Raw genomic sequence first — 21,552 nt, forward strand, 5'->3', positions numbered from 1 at the left:
GAGTCGTCAAGAGTGTGGTGTGAGGCGGGGTTCGATGCCCCTGGACTCTATTTTAGAGTCTTTAACTAAATGGTTTTGGATAAAGCCTTTTAGTTAAACACTCTAAGAGTGTAACAGTGATATTAAGCTTGATTCTCTTAAGCCAATCATTTCGTTTGTTTTTCTATATCTGAAGAAAGGGTGAATGTTTTTTGACGTACCGACAAAGATTGTCTTTATTGATTTTAATCGACTCCATTATCGTTTTTACCGCCATTTTTTTTAGCAGGTTATTGCTAAGTGCTTCGCTTGATGTGGTGACTGCGCCCATTGTAATCAGTTCAATTACTTTGCTGTTAAGCCATCATTTCTTTTCCTTCTACTACAATTTGTATAAGAAGGCATGGGAATATGCGAGTGTAGGGGAGCTATTGATAATAACAAAGGCCGTATCCTTCTCGATCTTTGCAGCAGCGATTATTCAGCAAATTGTGATGCAGGATGTGTTTTTCAGGCTGCTGGCCGTGACGTGGATGATTCATATGCTGTTAATCGGAGGATCGAGGTTATGCTGGAGAATTTTCCGTGGCAGCTACCAGAAAAATGCTGGATTGCGCAAAAGCACGTTAATTGTTGGTGCTGGCTCTGCGGGTACGATGCTTGCCCGTCAGCTCCTTAGCAACAATGATATGGAGCTATTGCCAACTGCCTTCATAGATGACGATGTAAACAAACACAATCTAGATATTATGGGCATTCCGGTGTTGGGCGGAGTTGAAAGCATTGCGAAGGTGGCGCTTGATTATGAGATTAACAATATCGTCATTGCGATACCCTCACTGAGCAAAAAACAGCTCAACACGATTTTTAGCGAATGCGCTAAAACGAAAGCAAAAACACAAATCATTCCTATGCTTGAGGATTTGGCTACCGGCAGAGTGTCGGTTAGTCAATTTCGTGATGTTCAGGTTGAGGATTTATTGGGGCGTGAGCCTGTGGAGCTCGATATTGAGAGTATTTCAGGTTACGTCACCCAGAAGGTCGTTATGGTAACAGGCGCTGGGGGCTCGATTGGATCTGAGGTGTGCAGGCAGGTTTCGAGGTTTTTACCGGAGAAGCTTATTTTGCTTGGACATGGAGAGAACAGCATCTATTCCATTGAGATGGAGCTGAAAGAGCTTTACGGACATACGAAAATAGAATTTGTGACAGAAATCGCCGATATGCAAGACGCAAATAAAATGCTGGCCGTTATGCAAGCTCATCGTCCGCAGGTCGTTTATCATGCAGCAGCACATAAGCATGTTCCACTGATGGAGAGAAATCCAGAGGAAGCGTTCAAAAATAACGTAATGGGAACCTTGAATGCGGCAAGAGCAGCCAGCCAAGCTCGCGTGGATACGTTTGTCATGATATCGACCGATAAGGCGGTTAATCCAACCAGCGTTATGGGCGCGACAAAAAGGATTGCGGAAATGGTCATTCAGCATATGGACCGGTTCAGCAATACCAAATTTGTAGCGGTAAGATTCGGCAATGTTTTGGGCAGCCGCGGCAGCGTTATTCCGCTGTTCAAGAAGCAAATAGAGAAGGGGGGACCCGTAACGGTTACACATCCGGACATGGTTCGCTATTTTATGACCATTCCTGAAGCTTCAAGGTTAGTCATTCAAGCTGGTGCACTTGCCAGAGGCGGTGAAATCTTTGTCCTCGATATGGGTGATCCCGTTAATATTACCGATCTTGCACAAAATGTCATTCGGATGTCGGGCTACTCGGTCGAGGAAATCGGCATTGAGTACACGGGTATTCGCCCAGGCGAGAAGCTATTCGAAGAAATGCTTAAGGATGATGAAATCAATGAAAAGCAGGTTTATCCAAAAATCTACATAGGCAAATCATCCGAGATTTATTTTGAACATATTGAAGAAATTATTGCCCTGCACGGGGGAATGAGCAAAGCAGAATTGCGTACAAGGCTGCTGGATCTAGCGAATAATGTCGTAGAGCTTCCTGGATTTGCATCTGTAACAGGTTAAAAAACGAAGGAGTTGCATAAAAGTTATGAAGGTTAGAAAAGCGATTATACCAGCTGCTGGTCTGGGTACAAGGTTTCTCCCAGCAACAAAAGCGATGCCAAAAGAAATGCTGCCAATCGTCGATAAGCCAACTATTCAATATATTGTGGAAGAAGCGATTGAATCAGGCATCGAGGACATTATTATTGTAACGGGTAAAGGAAAACGGGCAATCGAGGATCATTTTGATAACTCGCTTGAGCTAGAGCAAATTTTGACTGCCAAACATAAATACGATTTATTAAGTGAAGTGCGCAAATCAGCGGATATGGTGGACATTCATTATATTCGCCAAAAGGAGCCGAAGGGGCTTGGGCACGCCATATGGTGCGCTCGCAAATTTATTGGCGATGAGCCGTTTGCCGTACTGCTTGGGGATGATATTATCTCAGCGGAGAAGCCTTGTATAAAGCAGATGATCGAAAAATATGATGAGTATCATACTTCGATTATCGGCGTGCAGCGTGTGGCGGATGAAGCCGTATCTCGCTACGGAATTGTAGATGGCACTCTTATGGAAGAATCCTTCCACCGGGTTAGACATTTGGTCGAGAAGCCGTCCAAGGAGCTGGCGCCATCGAATATGGCGATTATGGGCAGGTATATTTTGAACCCGGCGATCTTCGACATTCTCGGCAATCAATCGCCAGGAGCGGGCGGAGAAATACAACTGACCGATGCGATCGCTGCTTTAAACCTAATGGAAGCCGTATACGCTTATGAATTCGAAGGCAAGCGTCATGATGTTGGTGAGAAAATGGGCTTTATCCAGACGACGATTGAATTTGCTCTTCAGCGTGAGGATTTGCGTTATGAGCTATTAAACTATTTATCGCAAATGGTTGAAAGAGAATCTGCTAGAAAATAATTCTAGTATAGGATGGTAGAAGCATGCCAAATAAAATTTTATTTTGCGCAACGGTTGATTATCATTTCAAGGCATTTCATATGCCTGTTCTCGAATGGTTTAAGCAGCAAGGGTGGGAGGTCCATATCGCCGCAAAGGGCGAGCTGGAGCTCCCTTTTGTTGACCGAAAGTTTAATATTTCCATTGAGCGCTCGCCGTTCCATTCCAACAATGTCAGAGCATACCGAGAGCTGAAGGCAATTATTCAGCAGCAGGATTATAATATCATTCATTGCCATACGCCAATGGGCGGCGTGCTTGCAAGACTCGCGGCACAGCCGGCGAGAAAACAAGGAACAAAAGTTATTTATACCGCGCATGGTTTTCATTTCTGCAAGGGCGGCTCGCTCTTGAACTGGATGCTTTATTATCCAATTGAGAAGAGGCTGTCCAGCATGACGGACTGTTTAATTACAATTAATACAGAGGATTATCAGCTCGCTGTCACCAAAAAATTTAAAGCAAAGCGGATCGCTCATGTTCATGGTGTTGGCGTAAATACAACACATTTTAAGCCTATGCAAAAGCTTGATAAATGGCGATTGCGTCAGGAGCTCGATTATCGCACGGACGACTTCCTTATGTTTTATGCTGCTGAATTTAACCGAAACAAAAACCATCAGCTGCTCATTCACGCGTTGGCCGCAATTAAAGAGGCGGTACCGCATGGCCGGCTGCTGCTGGCTGGAAAAGGGCCTTTGCTTGAGGAAAGCCAGGCTCTGGCAGAGCGTTTAGGTGTTGGATCGATGGTCCATTTTCTTGGCTATCGGACAGATATCGACCGGCTGCTGCCCATGTGCGACGTCGCAGTAGCATCCAGTCTGCGTGAGGGATTGCCCGTCAATTTAATGGAGGCCATGGCCTGTGGGCTGCCCATTGTTGCCACGCGGAATAGAGGGCATTCAGAGCTCGTTATAGATGGCGAGAATGGATTCGTGCTGGAGCCAACCGATATGGCATTATTTGCTGACCGGTTAAGGAAGCTGAGTGAATCGCTGGAGATGAGGCAGCGGATGGGGGCGTTTAGCCTTCAAATAGTACAGAAATATGGTTTGCTTCAAGTGAAGCTAGAGCTTAATGAAATATACAAGTCCTTTATGTTGGGGGAACAAAATGAATCCCAAAGTCAGTATCATCGTGCCTATATTTAATATGGAGCTGTATTTGGATAGATGCTTGAATAGCTTGCTAGAACAAAGCTTATCTGACATAGAAATTATTGCAGTAAACGATGGATCTACGGATTCCAGCTTAAGCATTCTTCAGGAATATACGGAACGGGATTCACGAATCATTGTTATTAATAAAGAAAATGAAGGTGTGTCCGCTGCACGAAACGATGGTGTGCTGGCAGCAAATGGGGAGTACATCGGATTCGTTGATCCAGATGATTGGGTAAATTTAAAAATGTATGAAGAAATGTACGAGTGCGCTGCGGAACAAAACGTTGATATTGTGATGTGTACGTATATTAGGGAGTTTGGGACACATTCGAAGGAAAAGCGGTTCAACATGCCTGACAAGCAATTGTATCTTATGGATGAGGTACAAACGACTATGCTAAGGCGGCTTGTAGGTCCATTAAAGGAAGAGGTAGCGAATCCCGAATATCTGGATGCTTGGGGGACGGTATGGTCAAAACTTTATCGTACATCATTGCTGAAAGACAATAAGGTGAAATTTAAAGATCTCAGCATCATAGGCAGTAATGAGGATACACTCTTCAACATTCATGTCTTTTATAATGCCGAATCTTTTTTGTTTCTGAATCGTCCTTTTTATCATTATTGGCGAACAAACGATGCCTCCATCACATCCCAATACAATCCGTTGTTAGTTGAGAAATTTGAAAAGCTATACGCGGCAATACAAAGCTTTTTGACGGAAAAAGGTCTGATTAATGATTTTGGACTAGCGCTAAATAATCGAATTAGCATGAATGTACTAGGTCAAGGATTAAACATAATGAATCATCAATCGAATCTATCCATGAGAGAAAGATTGCGTTTAATCAAAAAATTGTTAAACAATGAAAAAACAAGTTATTCACTTAGGCGCTTTCAATTGGAGTATTGTCCACTAATTTGGAAGACGTTTTTTTTATGCGCAAAGCTAAAAATCTCGTCAGCTATCTACTTTATGTTATTAGGTATGAATTGGATACGGAGAAAAAATACAGGAGGAATAAAACTTGGAACGGAAAACGGTTAGTGGAAGTTCAAAACCGATGTTGACTGTATTTACTCCTGCGTACAATCGAGCTTATACACTCCACCTATGCTACGAAAGTTTAAAGAGGCAAAAATGCAAAGATTTTATGTGGCTTATTGTTGATGATGGCTCATCGGATAATACTAGAGAATTAGTTGAGAGTTGGATCAATGAAGCTGAATTACCGATTCAATATGTTTATCAAGAAAATCAGGGAATGCATGGTGCACACAACACGGCTTATAAACATATTGAGACAGAGCTTAATGTCTGTATCGATTCGGATGATTATTTGGCAGACGATGCAGTTGAAAAAATTACGACCTTCTGGAGGAAGGAAGGCAGTAATCGCTACGCTGGAATTATTGGTTTAGATGCCTACCATAACGGAGAAGTCATCGGAACTTTATTACCTAGTGATATGAAGGATTCTCCTTTCACAGATCTATATGTAAAACACAATGTAAAAGGCGATAAAAAAATTGTGTATCGAACTGAACTGGCCCAAAAAGTGGCACCTTATCCACTCTTTCCAGGAGAAAAATATTGTCCCTTGTCCTATAAATACGTTCTTATCGATCAAGAACAACCGCTTCTCATTTTGAATCATGTTCTTTGTTACGTCGAGTATTTGGCAGATGGCTCTAGCTTAAACATTATTAATCAATATCGGAAGAATCCACAAGGCTTCGCATTTTTCCGAAAAACAGCTATGGCTTATTCACCGACTTATAAAGATAGACTTCGAGAAGCTACCCATTATGTCTCAAGCAGTATCATGTTAAGGAATGGAAGATTCTTAGTGGAATCTCCTCGTAAACTTACAACGCTGCTTGCTATTCCGCTTGGGATTATGCTCTATCTCTATATACAAAATACGAGTAGACGAACATTGATGAAGCAATCGAATTAATTAGAGAAAGGAACAGAGAAATGACGATCCTCTGGTTTACGTTAATTCTTGTTTCAATAACTGCATGGATGGCCAGATATTTTTCTGTTGCAGCAGTAAAGGCTCCCATATTTATTAGTCCGAATAAATTTTTAGCATTTCTCGCAGCTTCATCCCTCGTCATCGTCTCAGGACTTAGACAAAACATTGGTGATACATCACTTTATGTACATAGCTACGAAATTGGTGATTTTTCGTGGGAGTCGATATTGCAGCAGAGAGATAAGGGATTCAATATACTGCAATTGTTATTGAAGCAAATATCGGATGATCCACAAATACTTATTTTTTTTACCGCTCTGGCAACAAACTTGCTTATTGCCGGAGTGTTCTTTAAATATGCAAGGCTCTTTGAATTGAGCATGTATTTGTATATAACAACAGGAGCATTCATTGTATCGATGAATGGTATAAGACAATTTTTGGCGGCAGCTATTGTCTTTTCTGCAACCAAATTTATTTTTGAAGGCAGCTGGAAACGCTATATGGCTCTGGTGTTGTTGGGATCGGTATTCCATCAAAGCGCACTAGTCATGATTCCGATTTATTTTATTGTAAGAAGAAAAGCATGGACTGGGATGACTTTTGCTCTTCTTTCCTTAGCTGTTCTGATTGTTGCAGGCTTCAACCAGTTTTCTACGCTATTATTCACGGCAATTAAAGACACACAATATGGCCATTATGAAAGTTTTCAGGAGGGCGGGGCTAACGTTATACGAGTAATTGTTTGCTCGATTCCGGTCGTTATCGCCTTTTTTGGCAGAGAGAAGCTAAGAAAAATCTTTCCTCATGGTGACATCGTAGTTAATCTTTCTATTGTCGGCGTCGTGCTCATGATTATATCGACTCAGAACTGGATTTTTGCTCGACTCAGTATTTATTTCAGCTTATACCAGCTTCTTTTGTTTGGTTGGATCGTGAAGCTGTTTCGGGAGAAAGATCAGAAGCTTGTATATTTGGCGATCATAGCATTTTATTTTATTTATTTCTTTTATGAAAATTTTATCGTACTCAATATCTATTATTTAAGTAAATACTTAATTTGGCCATTGTAAGGGAGGTAGAGTAGTGGGAAAAACGGAACAAATTCCACGTATACTGCATTACTGTTGGTTTGGGCGTGGAGAGAAATCAAAGAAAATTCAAAAATGCTTGGATAGTTGGCAAAAGCATTTGAGTGATTACACCATAATAGAGTGGAATGAGGATAATTTTGATCTCAACTCAAACCGTTATGTGAAAGAGGCTTACGTAGCTGGGAAATATGCATTTGTAAGTGATTATGTGCGACTACATGCTTTATTTCATCTCGGAGGCATTTATATGGATACGGATGTTGAGGTACTGAGGCCACTTGATACTTTACTTCATCATAAGGCGTTTACTGGTTTTGAAGATGAAACATATTTGCAATCGGCTACGATGGGGGCTGTTAAAGGCCATCCATGGATAAAGGAGCTGCTCATAGATTATGCCAGAAGAAGTTTTCTACTGCCAGGTGGCAACTATGACACAACAACAAATACGGCTGTCATTACAGAACTCAGTAAAAAAGACGGATTGATTTTGAATGGGGAATTTCAAGTGTTACCCAATGGAGTTACCTTTTATCCAAGAACCTTCTTTAGTCCATATGATTATATTAACGGAGGAAACTACATAACGGAAAATAGCTTTACAATCCACCATTTTGCAAAGTCTTGGCTGCCTATTCATGTTCGTATGAATAGCAAACTGAAAAGAGTTGCAAGCCGAATTGTCGGTCCAAGCGTTATTTCAAAAATGCGAAAGCTGCTATCTTCAAACTAAGAGCAGTTAAACGAGCTACGGGAGCACCTATCTATGACAAAGCGATTATTTGATATTTTTGTTTCGAGTATAATCTTACTCATTATGCTGCCGATCATTGGAATTACTGCAATATTGGTGCGCGTTAAGCTAGGAACACCAATTGTGTATAAGCAGCAGCGTCCAGGACTCCACGGTGCCCCTTTTGTTGTTTACAAATTTAGAACGATGACAGATGAGAAGGACAGCCTCGGTCAGTTGCTGCCGGATCACATTAGGCTGACTCCTTTCGGGAGCTTCTTACGGAAGTTTAGTCTTGATGAATTGCTTCAACTTATTAACGTAGTAAGGGGCGATTTAAGTCTTGTTGGTCCAAGACCGCTTCTTATGGAGTATTTACCGTTATACACAGAGGAACAAGCAAGGCGGCATCAAGTAAGGCCAGGTATAACCGGCTGGGCTCAAATTAATGGAAGAAACGCAATTTCATGGGAAGAGAAGTTTGCGCTGGATGTTTGGTATGTTGAGAATTGGAGCATTTTGCTTGATTTGAAAATTCTGTTTCAAACCTTCTTAAAGGTTGTCCGTCCGGAAGGGATAAGTAATGCAAATCATGCAACGATGCCAATGTTTAAAGGGAGTGTCTCGAATCATGAAGGCTAATGAATTGAATCTTTTATTTACAAGTTCGGGTAGAAGAGTATCACTCATCAAGAAATTTAAAGAGGCTTATGCGCTTCACGGTATTAATGGGAAAATTGTAACGGCTGATGTTAAGACTACTGCGCCAACAGCCTTTATGAGTGATCGGCATGTATTAGTTCCTAGAGTAGTTGAACAGCATTATTTGGAGACACTCCTTGCGATCTGCGTGGATGAGAATATTCATCTTCTCATTCCATTAATTGATTCAGAGCTCGTTCTGCTAGCTGCTAATCGTTCTTTATTTGAAGAAATAGGTGTGAAATTGCTTTTATCCAGCAGTGAATTAAATGAAATTACGTTTGATAAAGAGAAGACCTATCGGTTTTTCTCTGAAAACGATATTCGGACGCCTAAAGTATACAGCGAAGATGAGATTCACGAAAAAAACTATCAGTTTCCGTTAATGATTAAACCAAGAAACGGCAGCTCCAGCCAAGGCGTCACAAAAATTAAAAATGAGAAGGAGCTCCATTTTTTTAAAGAGTACATACCTAATGCGATGATTCAAGAGTTTGTAACCGGCGAGGAATATACCATCGACGTCATGGTGGATTTCTTTGGGAATATAAAAACAATTGTGCCTAGACTTCGGCTCGAAACAAGAGCAGGAGAAGTAAGCAAAGGGATTACGATGAAAAATCAGGATGTCATAAATGCAGCCGAGCATGTCGTACGTGCATTGCCAGGTCCCGTAGGATGTATAACATTGCAATGCTTTAAACAAGCAAACGGTGAGATTACTTTTATAGAAATCAATCCTCGTTTTGGTGGAGGCGTTCCACTAGCTATTGAAGCAGGCGCGGATTTCCCTTTATGGACCATTAGGCTGGGTCGCGGGGAAACGCTTGATGAGGGACAGGATAATAGCTGGTGCGATCAACTGACGATGCTTCGATACGATGAGGCTATTTTTACAAAGGATATCTCCTATGACCATTAAGGCTATAGTGTTTGATATGGATGATACATTATATGAAGAGAAGCAGTATGTCATCAGTGGTTTTAAAGCTGTAGATCAGTATATTATTGAACAATTCGGTGTAACTGGTTTTTTTGAATCAGCGGTTAAATTATTTCATTCCGGAATAAGAGAGTTCATTTTTAATAAGGTTCTTGATCAGCTTGGAGTAGAGTATGGGGATTCTACTATAAAAATATTAATCAATTGTTATCGATCTCATATACCAGAAATTCATTTGGCAGAAGACGCGAAGTGGGTGCTGGAGCATCTATCATCAGAGGTCAAATTAGCTCTTATTTCTGACGGATATCTCAATGCTCAACAGCAAAAGGTTCACGCTTTAAAGCTGGCAGACAGATTTGAAGTCATTGTTTTGTCAGATGAATACGGCAGAGAAAATTGGAAGCCAAGCCCGTTAGTTTACGAAGAGGTCAGCAGGAAACTGCAGATCGATCACAATCAATGCATGTATGTTGGAGATAATGTGAAAAAGGATTTCGTAACCGCGAAGCAGCTGGGATGGACCACGGTCCATATTCAAAGGGGAAATGGCGAATACGCAAACGCTAATGTTACGCCGGAGTATGAGGCACATTACCGTATTGATAGTTTAAGAAAGCTTCCTGATCTTTACGCTTGCAAACATATGTTTATTAAGGATGGTGAATCTGTTCATGTTAGCTGAGCCAAAGTTTATTTATCTTTCCCCGCCACATATGAGTGGAACTGAACAACAATATATCCACGAAGCATTCGCTACGAATTGGATAGCACCGCTCGGTCCCCATGTTGATGCCTTCGAGAAAGAAATGGCTGCATATGCTGGCGTTAAAGATGCAGTTGCAGTAAGCTCTGGAACGGCAGCGATTCATTTGGCGCTTCGTTTGCTGCATGTCAAGAAAGGCGATTTCGTATTTTGCTCAAGCTTAACTTTTGTAGCGAGTGCTAATCCGATTTTGTACGTTGGAGCCGAACCTGTATTTATCGATTCGGAGTTTGACACATGGAATATGTCACCACAAGCGCTAGAGCGAGCTTTAGAGAAGGCTAATCAGGAAGGGAATTTGCCAAAAGCAGTTGTCGTTGTTCATCTGTATGGGCAAAGTGCCAAAATGGATGAAATTATCGCTTTATGCAATCAATATGAGGTTCCTATCATTGAAGATTCCGCGGAGTCTCTTGGATCAAGTTATAAGGGGAAAAAGAGCGGCTCTTTCGGAAAATTTGGCATTTATTCTTTTAACGGTAACAAAATAATAACTACATCGGGTGGCGGAATGCTGGTATCGGATGATGAAGAAGTGTTGCGAAGAGCACGGTTTTTGGCAACGCAAGCGAGAGACGCAGCTCCTCATTATCAGCATAGTGATATGGGTTATAATTACCGATTAAGCAACCTGCTTGCTGGTGTAGGAAGAGCGCAATTAGAAGTTTTGGATGAAAGAGTAATAGCGAGGAGAAACATTTTTGACCGTTATAAAAGAGAATTGGGCCATTTGCCAGGGCTTCAGTTTATGCCTGAGTTAGAGAACACCAGATCAAATAGATGGCTAACTACGATAACCTTGGATTTGCAAGAATCAGGTATTTCCGTGCATTATTTACTAGAGGCATTTGGTAAAGCGAAGATTGAAGCGCGTCATGTATGGAAGCCGTTGCACTTGCAGCCTTTATTCAAAGAAAACACTTATTACTCGCATGAAGAAGGCATCAACGTGTCGGAGCAGCTATTTGAAACAGGTATTTGTTTACCTTCAGGTTCAAGTATGTCGGAGGACGAACAATCGCGAGTGATCAATTGTATTCAATCTGTATATGCTGAAGCGTCTATTACCTATCAACATAGCAATGTTAATGTTTCATAATTTCACAGTGTCAGGCGGTAAATAGATTGACAACCGACTGAAGAGGTGATAATCTGTACTTGTGTTCGTTTTATAGAACAAAAATAAGATTTTTGTTCGCTGTGAGTTCATCAATATGAAGGAGAAATTCATGAATAACGACGTCTCACTCCAAAAGGAAGAACTGTCTGACGAATTGAGACTGCTTCTTTCGATCCTTGTTATGGATCATGGAGCTAAAATAACTTTTGATATACAGGAGCTGCTCCATAAGACGGATTGGGACAAATTTATAGAGTTAGCAAGACATCATCGTGTTTTTCCCACTCTCAATCTCAAGCTGCAAAAAATGAAGTCAACCGATATCCCTACTTTTGTAACTCAAATGTTTCATCGCGACTATTATCGCAACACTCTGCAGATGCTGGCACTCAGCGGAGAGATGGAACAGCTGGCTAAGGTGTTCTCTGAGAACGGCATTCGTTCGCTCTTTCTTAAAGGGCCAGTCATTGCTGCTGACTTATATGGAGACGTATCACTTCGTACATCATGTGATCTGGATTTCCTAATTCCAATCAAGGATTTAGAACGTGCTGAAGCTTTGCTCGTATCGCTCGGGTATGTAAAAGATGATTATATCGAATCGGTCTTAAATGACTGGAAATGGCGTCATCATCATACGGCCTTTGTCCATCCAGACAAAGCGATTAAGGTTGAGGTTCATTGGCGACTTAATCCTGCACCTGCAAAGGAACCGAAATTTGATGATTTATGGGAGCGTAGAAGACAGAGCTCACTCATTTCAAGACCAATCTATTATCTCGGTAGAGAAGATTTATTTATGTTTCTCGTATCTCACGGCGCTCGCCATGGTTGGTCCAGACTTCGTTGGCTGCTAGATATTAAACAACTGGTAAATCAAAAAGTAGATTGGCCGAAATTAATTCGATTGCTGAGGAAGCATCAATTTGCTCATATCGGGGGGCAAGCACTTCTATTAGTAGCTAGATTAATGGCAACTCCCTTACGTGAAGAAATGAAGCCACTAATAACGGATAGAAAAGCCGAATGGTCAGCAGAGGACGCAATGTATTATGTTCATCGAATCATAAACTTGCATACTCCGCCCATACCGGAGGAAGTAGATCGCTATCATAAAAAATATTTGTTTGGGCTTTTGACGACAAGACAAAAACTATTATTTATGGCGAGTTTTCTATACCCATACCCAAAGGACGCCATTACGTTACCGCTGCCAAAATCTCTCCACTTTCTGTATTTTCCACTACGTCCATTTTTATGGAGTTGGAGAAAGATAAGAAAGCAAGGAAAGGCGTAGGGTAATCCTGCTATTGAATAGGAGAACGAAATGAGAAATGTATTAATTGCTTCTTATGATATGGAGGTCGGCGGTGTAGAAAGAAGTCTTGCCGGCATGCTGGATGAGTTTGACTATAACAAATATGAAATTGATCTTATGTTATATCGCCATAAAGGAGACTTTATGGGTTTATTGTCAGGCAAAGCTAATTTACTTGGTGAAATTCCTCAATATGCATCGTTTCGCAAATCAATCAGTGAAACATTAAATGAAAAACAGCTAAGGATAGGCGCCTCTCGCGTACTCGCAAAGGCTCATTCGGCTGTATTAGGAAAAGTTAAAGGCATAGAAGAAATGGGATATTATCAACTGCAGTTAATGTGGAAATATGCACTTCCTTTTCTTCCTGAATGCGAGAAAGATTACGATGTTGCAATCAGCTACTTATGGCCACATTATTTTGTAGCGGATAAGGTAAGAGCAGGAAAAAAAATTGCTTGGATCCATACGGATTACTCGACTGTAGTAACTAATCGTCAGCAGGACTTAAAGATGTGGGAAAAATTTGATTATATAATCGCAGTTTCAGATGCATGTAGAGATTCCTTTCTGGAGAGTTATGTTTCACTAAAGGATAAAGTTGTAGTTATTGAAAATATGATCTCTCCTGAACTTGTAAGAACATTGGCAAAGGAAACAGTAATGGATAATCCTATGGATAATGACTTCAGGTTTAAGCTGTTATCAGTGGGAAGATTATGCCATCAAAAAGGCTTCGATCAAGCAATAAAAGCATTTAAGCAGCTTGTAGATAAGGGTTATAACGATATGGTCTGGTATGTAGTAGGATATGGCGATGATGAAGCGATGCTGCGAGAGCTTATCGAAGAAAACAAGCTAGAGGGTCGTTTTATTTTACTCGGTAAACAAACCAATCCCTATCCTTATGTGAGCAAATGCGATTTGTATGTGCAGCCGTCTAGATATGAAGGAAAAGCGGTGACAGTAACGGAAGCCAAAATTCTTGGAAAACCAATTGTCATAACAAATTACCCTACTGCTCCAAGTCAAGTTGACCACGGTATAGATGGTTACATAACTGATATGTCGATTAATGGAATTGCTGCTGGAATTGAAACGCTATTTCGTGATATAGCCCTCAGAGAGAGTCTTTCTACTAATTGTAGACATTCTAACTATAGTAACGGAAATGAGATGGATAAGCTCTATGAGCTCATTACAACTGGAGGGAGGAGCAGTAGGTGAACGTAAAGGTAAGCATAATTGTACCTGTATTCAATGCAGAACCTTATTTAAGGGAATGTATTGATTCCCTGCTGTCTCAGACAATTAGTGAAATGGAGTTCATATTTATAGATGATGGGTCTACGGATAACAGCGCAGCTACTATAGAGAGCTATCAAAACTTAGAATCACGTATTATCCTCATTCAACAACAAAATCAAGGTGTAAGTGTTGCAAGAAATGTTGGTCTAATGATTGCAACTGGACAATATATTGGGTTTGTTGATGCGGACGATTACGTTGAACCAGATATGTATGAGCGGCTCTATACGGCGGCAATTAAAGAGAACTGTGATGTAGTGCTTTCGAACTTTGAGAGCGAGATTGAGGGCAATCATGTCATAACGAATTACTCTTTTCCCAAAGATGTTTTGCTAACAGCGGAATTTATTCGGAAAGAGGTTTTACCTGCTTTTCTGAAAACAGAAACGTTGAATACAGCATGCAATAAGCTCTACCGAAATGCATTAATTAAAGAGCATGCTATACGTTTTCCTGAACGAGTAGCTCTCGGTGAAGACGGCATGTTTAATATGATATTTTTCAGTTTTGCAATCAGTATGAAATATCTTGATTATATCGGATATCATTACCGTGAAGTCAGCGGGAGTGCAACTAGAAATGTGATTCAGAAGGATTATTTTCAGAGAGCATTGGAGGTTTTTGGCTCTGACCCGCCAGTATATTATGCGCAGATATTGGACCTAGATACGATTAAACAACTGAAATCGATTAAATTAATACATAGTGTTATGGCATATATCCATATTTACTTAAGGCCAACAGAAGATTTAAGCATGAATAAACAGTTTAGCTATGTTCGTAAAATGATAGCAAATGATGATGTAAGAAATGCATTGCCTATCTATAAGAAGGAAATGAAGCTTGTACTCGGACGCTATCAGAAACTAATTCTTCATTTAATGAATAAGCAATCGATATTAGGCTTGTATTGTCTTACGTCCTACAGCAGATTCAGAAATAAGAAGTAGCGGGGGATTTATTATGAAGATTATGATGTTTGCCCATGAGAGTAGTCTCAATCGAGGGTGTGAAGCGATTGTTCGTTCATCAACAGCCATTTTAAAGGAGAAAATAGGAGGTGCTAAAGTATATTTAGCCTCATCGCAGCCGGAAACCGATAAGGTGATTTCCAAACTGGACGGAATTTATGATGGTTCCACACGTTCCATAAAAAGATACTCATATGATTGGTTATTGTCATCGCTAAAAATGAAGCTATTTCAAGATGAGTCCTATGCACTTGGAGTGATTCATCATAACATTATTGAAAAAATAAAGGATATGGATGTTTGTCTATCTATTGGCGGGGATAATTACTGCTATGGCGAGCAGCCTGGATGGTATGAAATTGACAAGCGCGTTAAAGCTCAAGGTAAGAAATTGGTTCTTTGGGGATGCTCGATCGGAGAAGAAGATATGACTCCCAGAAAATTGGAGGATTTGCAGCTGTTTGACTTAATTCTTTCACGGGAGTCGCTAACCTACAACATGCTGGTCAGCAAGGGACTGAAGAATGTTAAGTTATGTGCTGACCCAGCTTTCACAATGGAGAAGGAAGAGCTTGCGCTCCCTAAAGGCTGGCAGGAGGGAAATACGCTGGGACTAAACTTTAGTCCATTAGTGTGGAAGAGAAATAAGAAGTCTCAAGCTGCAGTTGATGAGCTGATTCAGCATATTTTGAAAACTACAGACATGACGATCGCTTTAACCCCACATGTCATTATACAAGGTAATAATGATTATGAGGTGCTGAGCAGCTATTACGAAACTTACAAGGATACTGGCAGAGTAGTGCTCTTGCCTGACAACCTAACAGCCATTCAATACAAAGGATATATTGCTAGAATGAGATTTTTTATTGGTGCAAGGACACATGCAACGATTGCAGCATATTCCAATTACGTACCAACGATGGTGTTAGGATATAGTGTTAAATCAAAAGGTATCGCTAGAGATATTTTTGGAGAAGAAAAGCTTGTTTTAGGCATTGATGAAATATCAGATAGCCGGCGTTTGATCGGGAAATTCGATGAAATGGTTGGAGAAGAGGCAGAACTGAAAAATAGGCTTAAGCAAGCCATCCCTGAAATTAAGAAAATGTCTTATAAAGCGGTTAATTATTTAAGCGAGCTAGCATGAGGTGAAGATGAGGAAAAAATTATTGTTTGTCATTCCTAGCTTAACCGCAGGAGGAGCAGAAAGAAGCCTGATTAATTTGCTAGCTATCTTAGACTTTAAACGATATGAGGTCGATTTATTTATGTTCAACCATGAGGGTCTTTTTATGGAGTTAATTCCTGAAGACGTTCATGTACTGCCTTTGCCGGAGAACTATAGCCATTTTGTCATGCCCATACGAAGTGCTGTATCGAAATTTTTATTGGATAAGAATGCGATGCTTGCTTTTAACAGAATCATGTTCAGTTATAAGAATAGAGCATCTAATAATGTAAGTATTGGAGAACAAAAAAGCTGGAAATACATGGCGAGCTCCATTGGAAAAATGGATAAGAAGTATGATGTTGCCATTGCTTTCTTGGAGAAAACATCTATTTATTTCTGCACTGAGAAGGTAGAAGCTTCTAAGAAAATAGGCTGGGTACATAATGATTACGATAAATTAGGAATGGATCCTGATTTTGATTTGGATTATTTTCAGAAGCTGGATCATATCGTTACGGTTTCTGAGGAGTGCGGACATATTTTAAAACGTAGATTTCCAAATCAAAATAATAAAGTTGAGGTTATTCACAATATCGTGTCACCAAAAGTAATAAAACAGCTTTCGGAAAAAGGATCTCATGATGTATTTGGGAGAAAGGAAAAAGAAACTGTCATTCTTTCAATTGGTAGGCTTAATACACAGAAAGGATTTGAGCTTGCTATCGAAGCTTGCGGCATAATGAAGGTTTGGGGAATTCCATTCCAATGGAACATTATTGGTGAAGGGGAAGAGAGACAAAATCTTTTAGAGCTTATTGATGCAGCCGGTTTGGAGCAGCATGTGAAGCTCTTAGGTTTGAAATCAAATCCATACCCCTATATAAAACAAGCAGATATTTATGCTCAGACATCGCGTTTTGAAGGAAAGGCTATTGCAATCGACGAGGCGAAAATATTAAACAAACCTATTTTGATTACCAATTTTAGTACAGCAAGGGATCAACTTGAGGATGGTGTTGAGGGACTAATTGTAGACATGAATGCAGAAGCAATCGCGCATGGAATAGCCAGACTTATTCAAAACCAGAGTTTAAGCAAACAGATGAGCGAGCATTTGTCACAGCTGCAATTAGGCACGGAAGAGGAGATAAATAAGCTGTACAGCTTACTTGGATAGGTGGTTGGCATGAAGAAAAAACTTTTATTTATTATGAATAATTTAAATTGCGGCGGAGCTGAGAAGTCACTTCTTTCATTGCTGCAAACGATAGATTATTCCAAATATGATGTGGATCTATTTTTATTCAAGCATGAAGGAATCTTTATGAGCAAGCTCCCAAAGCAAGTAAATATGTTAGAAGAGCCTCATCACTATAGGTACTTCGATATGTCTATCAAGACAGCTATTATGGATTGTTTAAAGCATGGCAAATTCTCAGTTGCACTGTTTAGACTGCTTGCGGGTTACATCTTTTATACAGAGAAAAACGCAGCAAGACGGGAACAACGCGTATGGAAATATTTATCTTATACAATGCCTGCATTATCAGGAACTTATGATGCAGCAATTGGTTATCTGGAGAAAAACCCTGTTTATTTTGGTATAGAAAAGGTAAAGGCCAAGAAAAAGATTGGTTATATTCATAATGATTATAATAAACTTCAAATGGATTCAAATATTGATAATAAATATTTTGAGTATTTGGATCATCTTGTAACGGTTTCAGACATTTGTGGTGAAGTATTGGAGCAAAGATTTCCTCAATTTAAGAGGAAAGTTGAAGTCGTTCAAAATATTGTGTCACCTACGCTTATCCACGAGATGTCTCTTGAGAGCAGCAATGTATATAACAATAAAAGCACAACTATTTTATCAATAGGTAGGCTGAATCAACAGAAAGGCTTTGAAATGGCTGTAGAAGCCTGCAAAAAACTAGTGGAGATAGGTTATGACATTAGGTGGTATGTCATTGGTGAAGGAGAGGAGCGAAGCAAGCTTGAACTGATGATTAATGAGTATCAGCTATGTGATCATTTTTATTTGATTGGTATTAAAGATAATCCATATCCTTATATCAGAGAAGCAGACATTTATGTTCAGCCTTCTCGTTTTGAAGGGAAATCGATTGCAATAGATGAAGCGAAAATTTTGAATAAACCAATTGTAGTAACCAACTTCAGTACAGCAAAAGACCAAATTACACATTATGAGAATGGGTTAATTGTAGAAATGAATTCAACTGCAATATCCGAAGGTATTATTGAAGTAATGGAGAGTGAGGCTTTAAGAGACTCATTAATAGAATGTTTATCGAAGGAAAGTTTGGGAACGGAATCGGAGATAGAGAAATTTTATGCGTTAACTTAGGTTAGAACGAAGGAGAGTATATGATGTTAGAAATTATCGCTATTGTATTCATCGTTGTGACGATTATTATCGCATTTATAGACATCTTGCCGATAAGCAAGGATTGGTTAAGCAGAATTTATATCGGAAGGTATACGAATAAACAGGAATGGAATCAATCCATTACGCAAGTGGGCGTAAAATGGCTTAATCATACACCGAAAATAAAGGTAACAGATAATACGAGGCTTATTGCAATAGACATGCTAAAAGGGAATTATTCAAAGAGTGTCATCCAGCATTGGCAGGAGGCATCCTTATTGCTTGGATTAAATGAATGCCTTAAAAATAACGAGGATAAAAGTTTGAAAAACGGAATAGAACAATTTTTAAATGCTAAATTTGATGCAAATGGAAATTGGAAGAATGCACCATCAAATATTGATTCTGCTATTCTTGCTTATGGAGTTATGAAGCTTGAAGGTATCAATATCGAGAGGTTCAAGCCAGCATATGATAGTACTTGGTTATTAATTCAGTCTCACATTGGTGAGGATGGTACTGTTCAATATCGTAATTTTATGAAAAATTATCGGTATGTCGATACGATTGGATTCATTTGCCCATTCCTAGTTACCTACGGATTAAAATATGACAAGCCGGAATGTGTTGAACTAGCGGTAAAGCAGCTGGAGCAATATCAACAAAATGGCATGCTTGATGACCACTATATTCCAAGTCATGCTTACCATATGGATAATGCAATGCCGCTTGGACTTTATGGTTGGGGAAGAGGTCTTGGTTGGCTGGCAATTGGGCTGATCGATGCTTGGCATGAACTTCCAGAAACACATCAGTATAAGCCTAGACTAGAGCATTTTGTAACAAAGTTTGCTAAGTCTATTCTAACTTTTCAAGGAAAAGATGGGAATTGGAACTGGACAGTCACACGTCGTGAGTCACGGGCAGATTCTTCTGCAACTGCTACTTTAGGGTGGTTCTTGCTGCAAGCCTCTCAAATTGAGGAAATAGCGGATGAATGTATGGAAGGTACAGAGCGAGCCATTCAATATTTAATGAAGGTTACTCGAAGAAATGGAGCTGTAGATTTCTCACAAGGTGATACAAAGGATATTGGTGTTTATTCTATGCTGTTTAATGTTCTCCCGTTTACACAAGGGTTTTGTATACGAATTATAAACCATTATAAACATTCGAGGGTTGCATAAAAAGGATGAAAAATGGAAATTAGCAAACCAGAAACAAATCAGCCGTGTATAAAGATATTTAGTATCAAGATTTGTTGTTACAATGGGCTTCGTCAGATAGGAGATTCAAATGAGAATAAAAAGTTCACTCCTTAATATTTCGGCTGGGCTAGGCAATCAAATTATTATAACGGCATTAAGTTTTATTTCGCGTACCGTCTTCATTAACAGCTTAGGAATTGAATACTTGGGGATAAATGGATTGTTTACAAGTATTCTCTCCATGCTTACATTAGCTGAAGCGGGTATTGGCTCAAGCATCATCTATAATTTATACAAGCCAGTAGCTGATAACGATCGACCAAAAATTTTAGCTTTAATGCAATTGTATAAGAAAGCCTATCAGATCATTGCAGGCGTAGTTCTGGTGCTGGGTCTGGGACTTATGCCATTTCTTGATCTATTTATTAAGGAAACAAGCGTTGAAAATATTAGCTTTATTTATGTGCTCTTTCTTATTAATACAGCAGCACCATATTTGTTTGTATACAAGAATTCTTTTTTAAATGTTAATCAGAAAAACTATATTGTAACGATCGTTTTCTCGATTTCTGCCATTATTTCTACGTGCATGAAAATTGCAATCCTCTATTTCACAGAAAACTACTTACTCTACTTAACAGTCGAGAGTATCCTGTCCATAATTACCTCTATTATAGTAGCCTATATTGTCGATAAAATGTATCCATTCCTTAGAGAAAAGATAAAGAGAAAACTAGATCCAGAAACGAAAGCTAGCTTCATAAAAAATATGAAAGCTATCATTCTTCAAAATGTCGGGAATTACTTTATTTTTGGCGTAGATAGCATTCTTATTTCTTCATTTGTAAGTATTGCTGCCGTTGGTCTCTATTCCAATTATAAAATGTTGATTGATATATGCCGGACATTTTTGAATCAGGTTTTTACGAATACCTATCATAGTTTAGGCAATTTAGTGGCGAAAGAAAGTGCTGAGGCTATTTATCGTATTTTCAAAGTCACTTATCTACTTAATTTCTGGTTATATTCATTGTTATCAATCATGCTTTATCTGATGGTTGAGCCATTCATCGATATTTGGATAGGCACTGAGTTTAAGATGACGAACATTGTACTTCTTGTACTTGTCATCGCATTTTATGAGAGAGGAATGCGAAATTCACTAAGTGCAGTAAAAATAACTGCAGGCATATTTCATGAGGATCGGTTTTCCCCAATGTTTCAAGCCGTGATTAACTTAGGTGTTTCTTTAATTTTTGTAAAATTATGGGGTATCGCAGGTATTTTTGCAGGATCCGTAATAAGTGCATTAATGATCCCTTTTTGGTATACGCCTTGGTTAGTTTATAAGAAGGTTTTCCATCAGCCTGTTGGCCTCTATTATCGCAGTTATGTGTACTATACAATTATTGGTGCTGTTACATGTCTAATTGCTACTAGAGTTATTAAACTAATACCTTCAAATACACTATTAGAGCTAATTTTTCAGAGCGTCCTTTGCTTTATTCTAGTTAATATTATTTACGTTGCACTCTTTTATAGAACGGCGGAATTTAAATATTTATTCGTTGTTGCTCGTTCATTGCTGCTTAAGCTGCCGAAAGTAAGCACAATTTATCATAAGACAATTAAACGCAAACGTCATATGGAAGTTGGCGGAACTAAGTAACCTTTCTCTGACAAGCTACATATGTTAAGAGTAAAACGGAGGTGAAAG

At 39.5% G+C, this 21,552-nt stretch carries 19 protein-coding genes; all 19 read left to right on the forward strand.

Going from position 1 to position 21,552, the window contains the following annotated elements; translation table 11 throughout:
- Nucleotides 1-191 precede the first annotated feature (191 nt).
- Complete coding sequence (locus AB4Z45_RS09795; RefSeq protein ID WP_441908977.1) at nucleotides 192-2,018, forward strand: polysaccharide biosynthesis protein; 1,827 nt, start codon at nucleotides 192-194, stop codon at nucleotides 2,016-2,018.
- Nucleotides 2,019-2,043: 25 nt separating this feature from the next.
- Complete coding sequence (gene galU, locus AB4Z45_RS09800; protein WP_076267867.1) at nucleotides 2,044-2,925, forward strand: UTP--glucose-1-phosphate uridylyltransferase GalU; 882 nt, start codon at nucleotides 2,044-2,046, stop codon at nucleotides 2,923-2,925.
- Between the two features lie 23 nt (nucleotides 2,926-2,948).
- Complete coding sequence (locus AB4Z45_RS09805; RefSeq protein ID WP_441908978.1) at nucleotides 2,949-4,115, forward strand: glycosyltransferase family 4 protein; 1,167 nt, start codon at nucleotides 2,949-2,951, stop codon at nucleotides 4,113-4,115.
- On the forward strand, nucleotides 4,078-5,175 hold the full coding sequence (locus AB4Z45_RS09810; protein WP_441908980.1) for a glycosyltransferase: 1,098 nt from the start codon (nucleotides 4,078-4,080) through the stop codon (nucleotides 5,173-5,175). Before AB4Z45_RS09805 ends, AB4Z45_RS09810 begins: the two co-directional genes overlap by 38 nt.
- 16 nt (nucleotides 5,176-5,191) lie before the next feature.
- Nucleotides 5,192-6,088: a glycosyltransferase family 2 protein gene (locus AB4Z45_RS09815; protein WP_441909096.1), complete on the forward strand. Its 897-nt coding sequence runs from the start codon at nucleotides 5,192-5,194 to the stop codon at nucleotides 6,086-6,088.
- A 20-nt stretch (nucleotides 6,089-6,108) separates the two neighbouring features.
- The gene (locus tag AB4Z45_RS09820; RefSeq protein ID WP_441908981.1) at nucleotides 6,109-7,182 is read left to right on the forward strand and encodes an EpsG family protein; all 1,074 of its coding nucleotides are present in this window, start codon (nucleotides 6,109-6,111) and stop codon (nucleotides 7,180-7,182) included.
- A gap of 13 nt (nucleotides 7,183-7,195) precedes the next feature.
- Nucleotides 7,196-7,936, forward strand: coding sequence for a glycosyltransferase family 32 protein (locus tag AB4Z45_RS09825; protein WP_441908982.1), 741 nt, complete (start codon nucleotides 7,196-7,198; stop codon nucleotides 7,934-7,936).
- A 33-nt stretch (nucleotides 7,937-7,969) separates the two neighbouring features.
- Nucleotides 7,970-8,578: a sugar transferase gene (locus AB4Z45_RS09830; protein WP_441908984.1), complete on the forward strand. Its 609-nt coding sequence runs from the start codon at nucleotides 7,970-7,972 to the stop codon at nucleotides 8,576-8,578.
- Nucleotides 8,568-9,560: an ATP-grasp domain-containing protein gene (locus AB4Z45_RS09835; RefSeq protein WP_339207729.1), complete on the forward strand. Its 993-nt coding sequence runs from the start codon at nucleotides 8,568-8,570 to the stop codon at nucleotides 9,558-9,560. Before AB4Z45_RS09830 ends, AB4Z45_RS09835 begins: the two co-directional genes overlap by 11 nt.
- Nucleotides 9,550-10,266: an HAD family hydrolase gene (locus AB4Z45_RS09840; RefSeq protein WP_441908986.1), complete on the forward strand. Its 717-nt coding sequence runs from the start codon at nucleotides 9,550-9,552 to the stop codon at nucleotides 10,264-10,266. Before AB4Z45_RS09835 ends, AB4Z45_RS09840 begins: the two co-directional genes overlap by 11 nt.
- The gene (locus AB4Z45_RS09845; protein WP_441908988.1) at nucleotides 10,256-11,446 is read left to right on the forward strand and encodes a DegT/DnrJ/EryC1/StrS family aminotransferase; all 1,191 of its coding nucleotides are present in this window, start codon (nucleotides 10,256-10,258) and stop codon (nucleotides 11,444-11,446) included. The genes AB4Z45_RS09840 and AB4Z45_RS09845 overlap by 11 nt, the downstream gene beginning before the upstream one ends.
- 130 nt (nucleotides 11,447-11,576) lie before the next feature.
- Entirely contained in the window at nucleotides 11,577-12,764 is a 1,188-nt protein-coding gene (locus AB4Z45_RS09850) for a nucleotidyltransferase domain-containing protein (protein WP_441908989.1), read from the forward strand.
- A 30-nt stretch (nucleotides 12,765-12,794) separates the two neighbouring features.
- The gene (locus AB4Z45_RS09855) at nucleotides 12,795-14,012 is read left to right on the forward strand and encodes a glycosyltransferase (RefSeq protein WP_441908990.1); all 1,218 of its coding nucleotides are present in this window, start codon (nucleotides 12,795-12,797) and stop codon (nucleotides 14,010-14,012) included.
- Nucleotides 14,009-15,043 (forward strand): glycosyltransferase, encoded by a 1,035-nt coding sequence (locus AB4Z45_RS09860; protein ID WP_441908992.1) that lies wholly within the window; start codon nucleotides 14,009-14,011, stop codon nucleotides 15,041-15,043. The genes AB4Z45_RS09855 and AB4Z45_RS09860 overlap by 4 nt, the downstream gene beginning before the upstream one ends.
- 13 nt (nucleotides 15,044-15,056) lie before the next feature.
- Nucleotides 15,057-16,214: a polysaccharide pyruvyl transferase family protein gene (locus AB4Z45_RS09865; protein WP_441908993.1), complete on the forward strand. Its 1,158-nt coding sequence runs from the start codon at nucleotides 15,057-15,059 to the stop codon at nucleotides 16,212-16,214.
- A 7-nt stretch (nucleotides 16,215-16,221) separates the two neighbouring features.
- Nucleotides 16,222-17,415: a glycosyltransferase gene (locus AB4Z45_RS09870; protein ID WP_441908994.1), complete on the forward strand. Its 1,194-nt coding sequence runs from the start codon at nucleotides 16,222-16,224 to the stop codon at nucleotides 17,413-17,415.
- A gap of 9 nt (nucleotides 17,416-17,424) precedes the next feature.
- Nucleotides 17,425-18,606, forward strand: coding sequence for a glycosyltransferase (locus AB4Z45_RS09875; RefSeq protein WP_441908995.1), 1,182 nt, complete (start codon nucleotides 17,425-17,427; stop codon nucleotides 18,604-18,606).
- Nucleotides 18,607-18,626: 20 nt separating this feature from the next.
- Entirely contained in the window at nucleotides 18,627-19,814 is a 1,188-nt protein-coding gene (locus tag AB4Z45_RS09880; RefSeq protein ID WP_441908996.1) for a glycoside hydrolase family 88 protein, read from the forward strand.
- Between the two features lie 109 nt (nucleotides 19,815-19,923).
- Entirely contained in the window at nucleotides 19,924-21,504 is a 1,581-nt protein-coding gene (locus AB4Z45_RS09885; RefSeq protein WP_441908998.1) for a lipopolysaccharide biosynthesis protein, read from the forward strand.
- Nucleotides 21,505-21,552: the final 48 nt, after the last annotated feature.

The organism is Paenibacillus sp. MCAF9 (genome assembly GCF_052114265.1).
Classification (GTDB): domain Bacteria; phylum Bacillota; class Bacilli; order Paenibacillales; family Paenibacillaceae; genus Pristimantibacillus.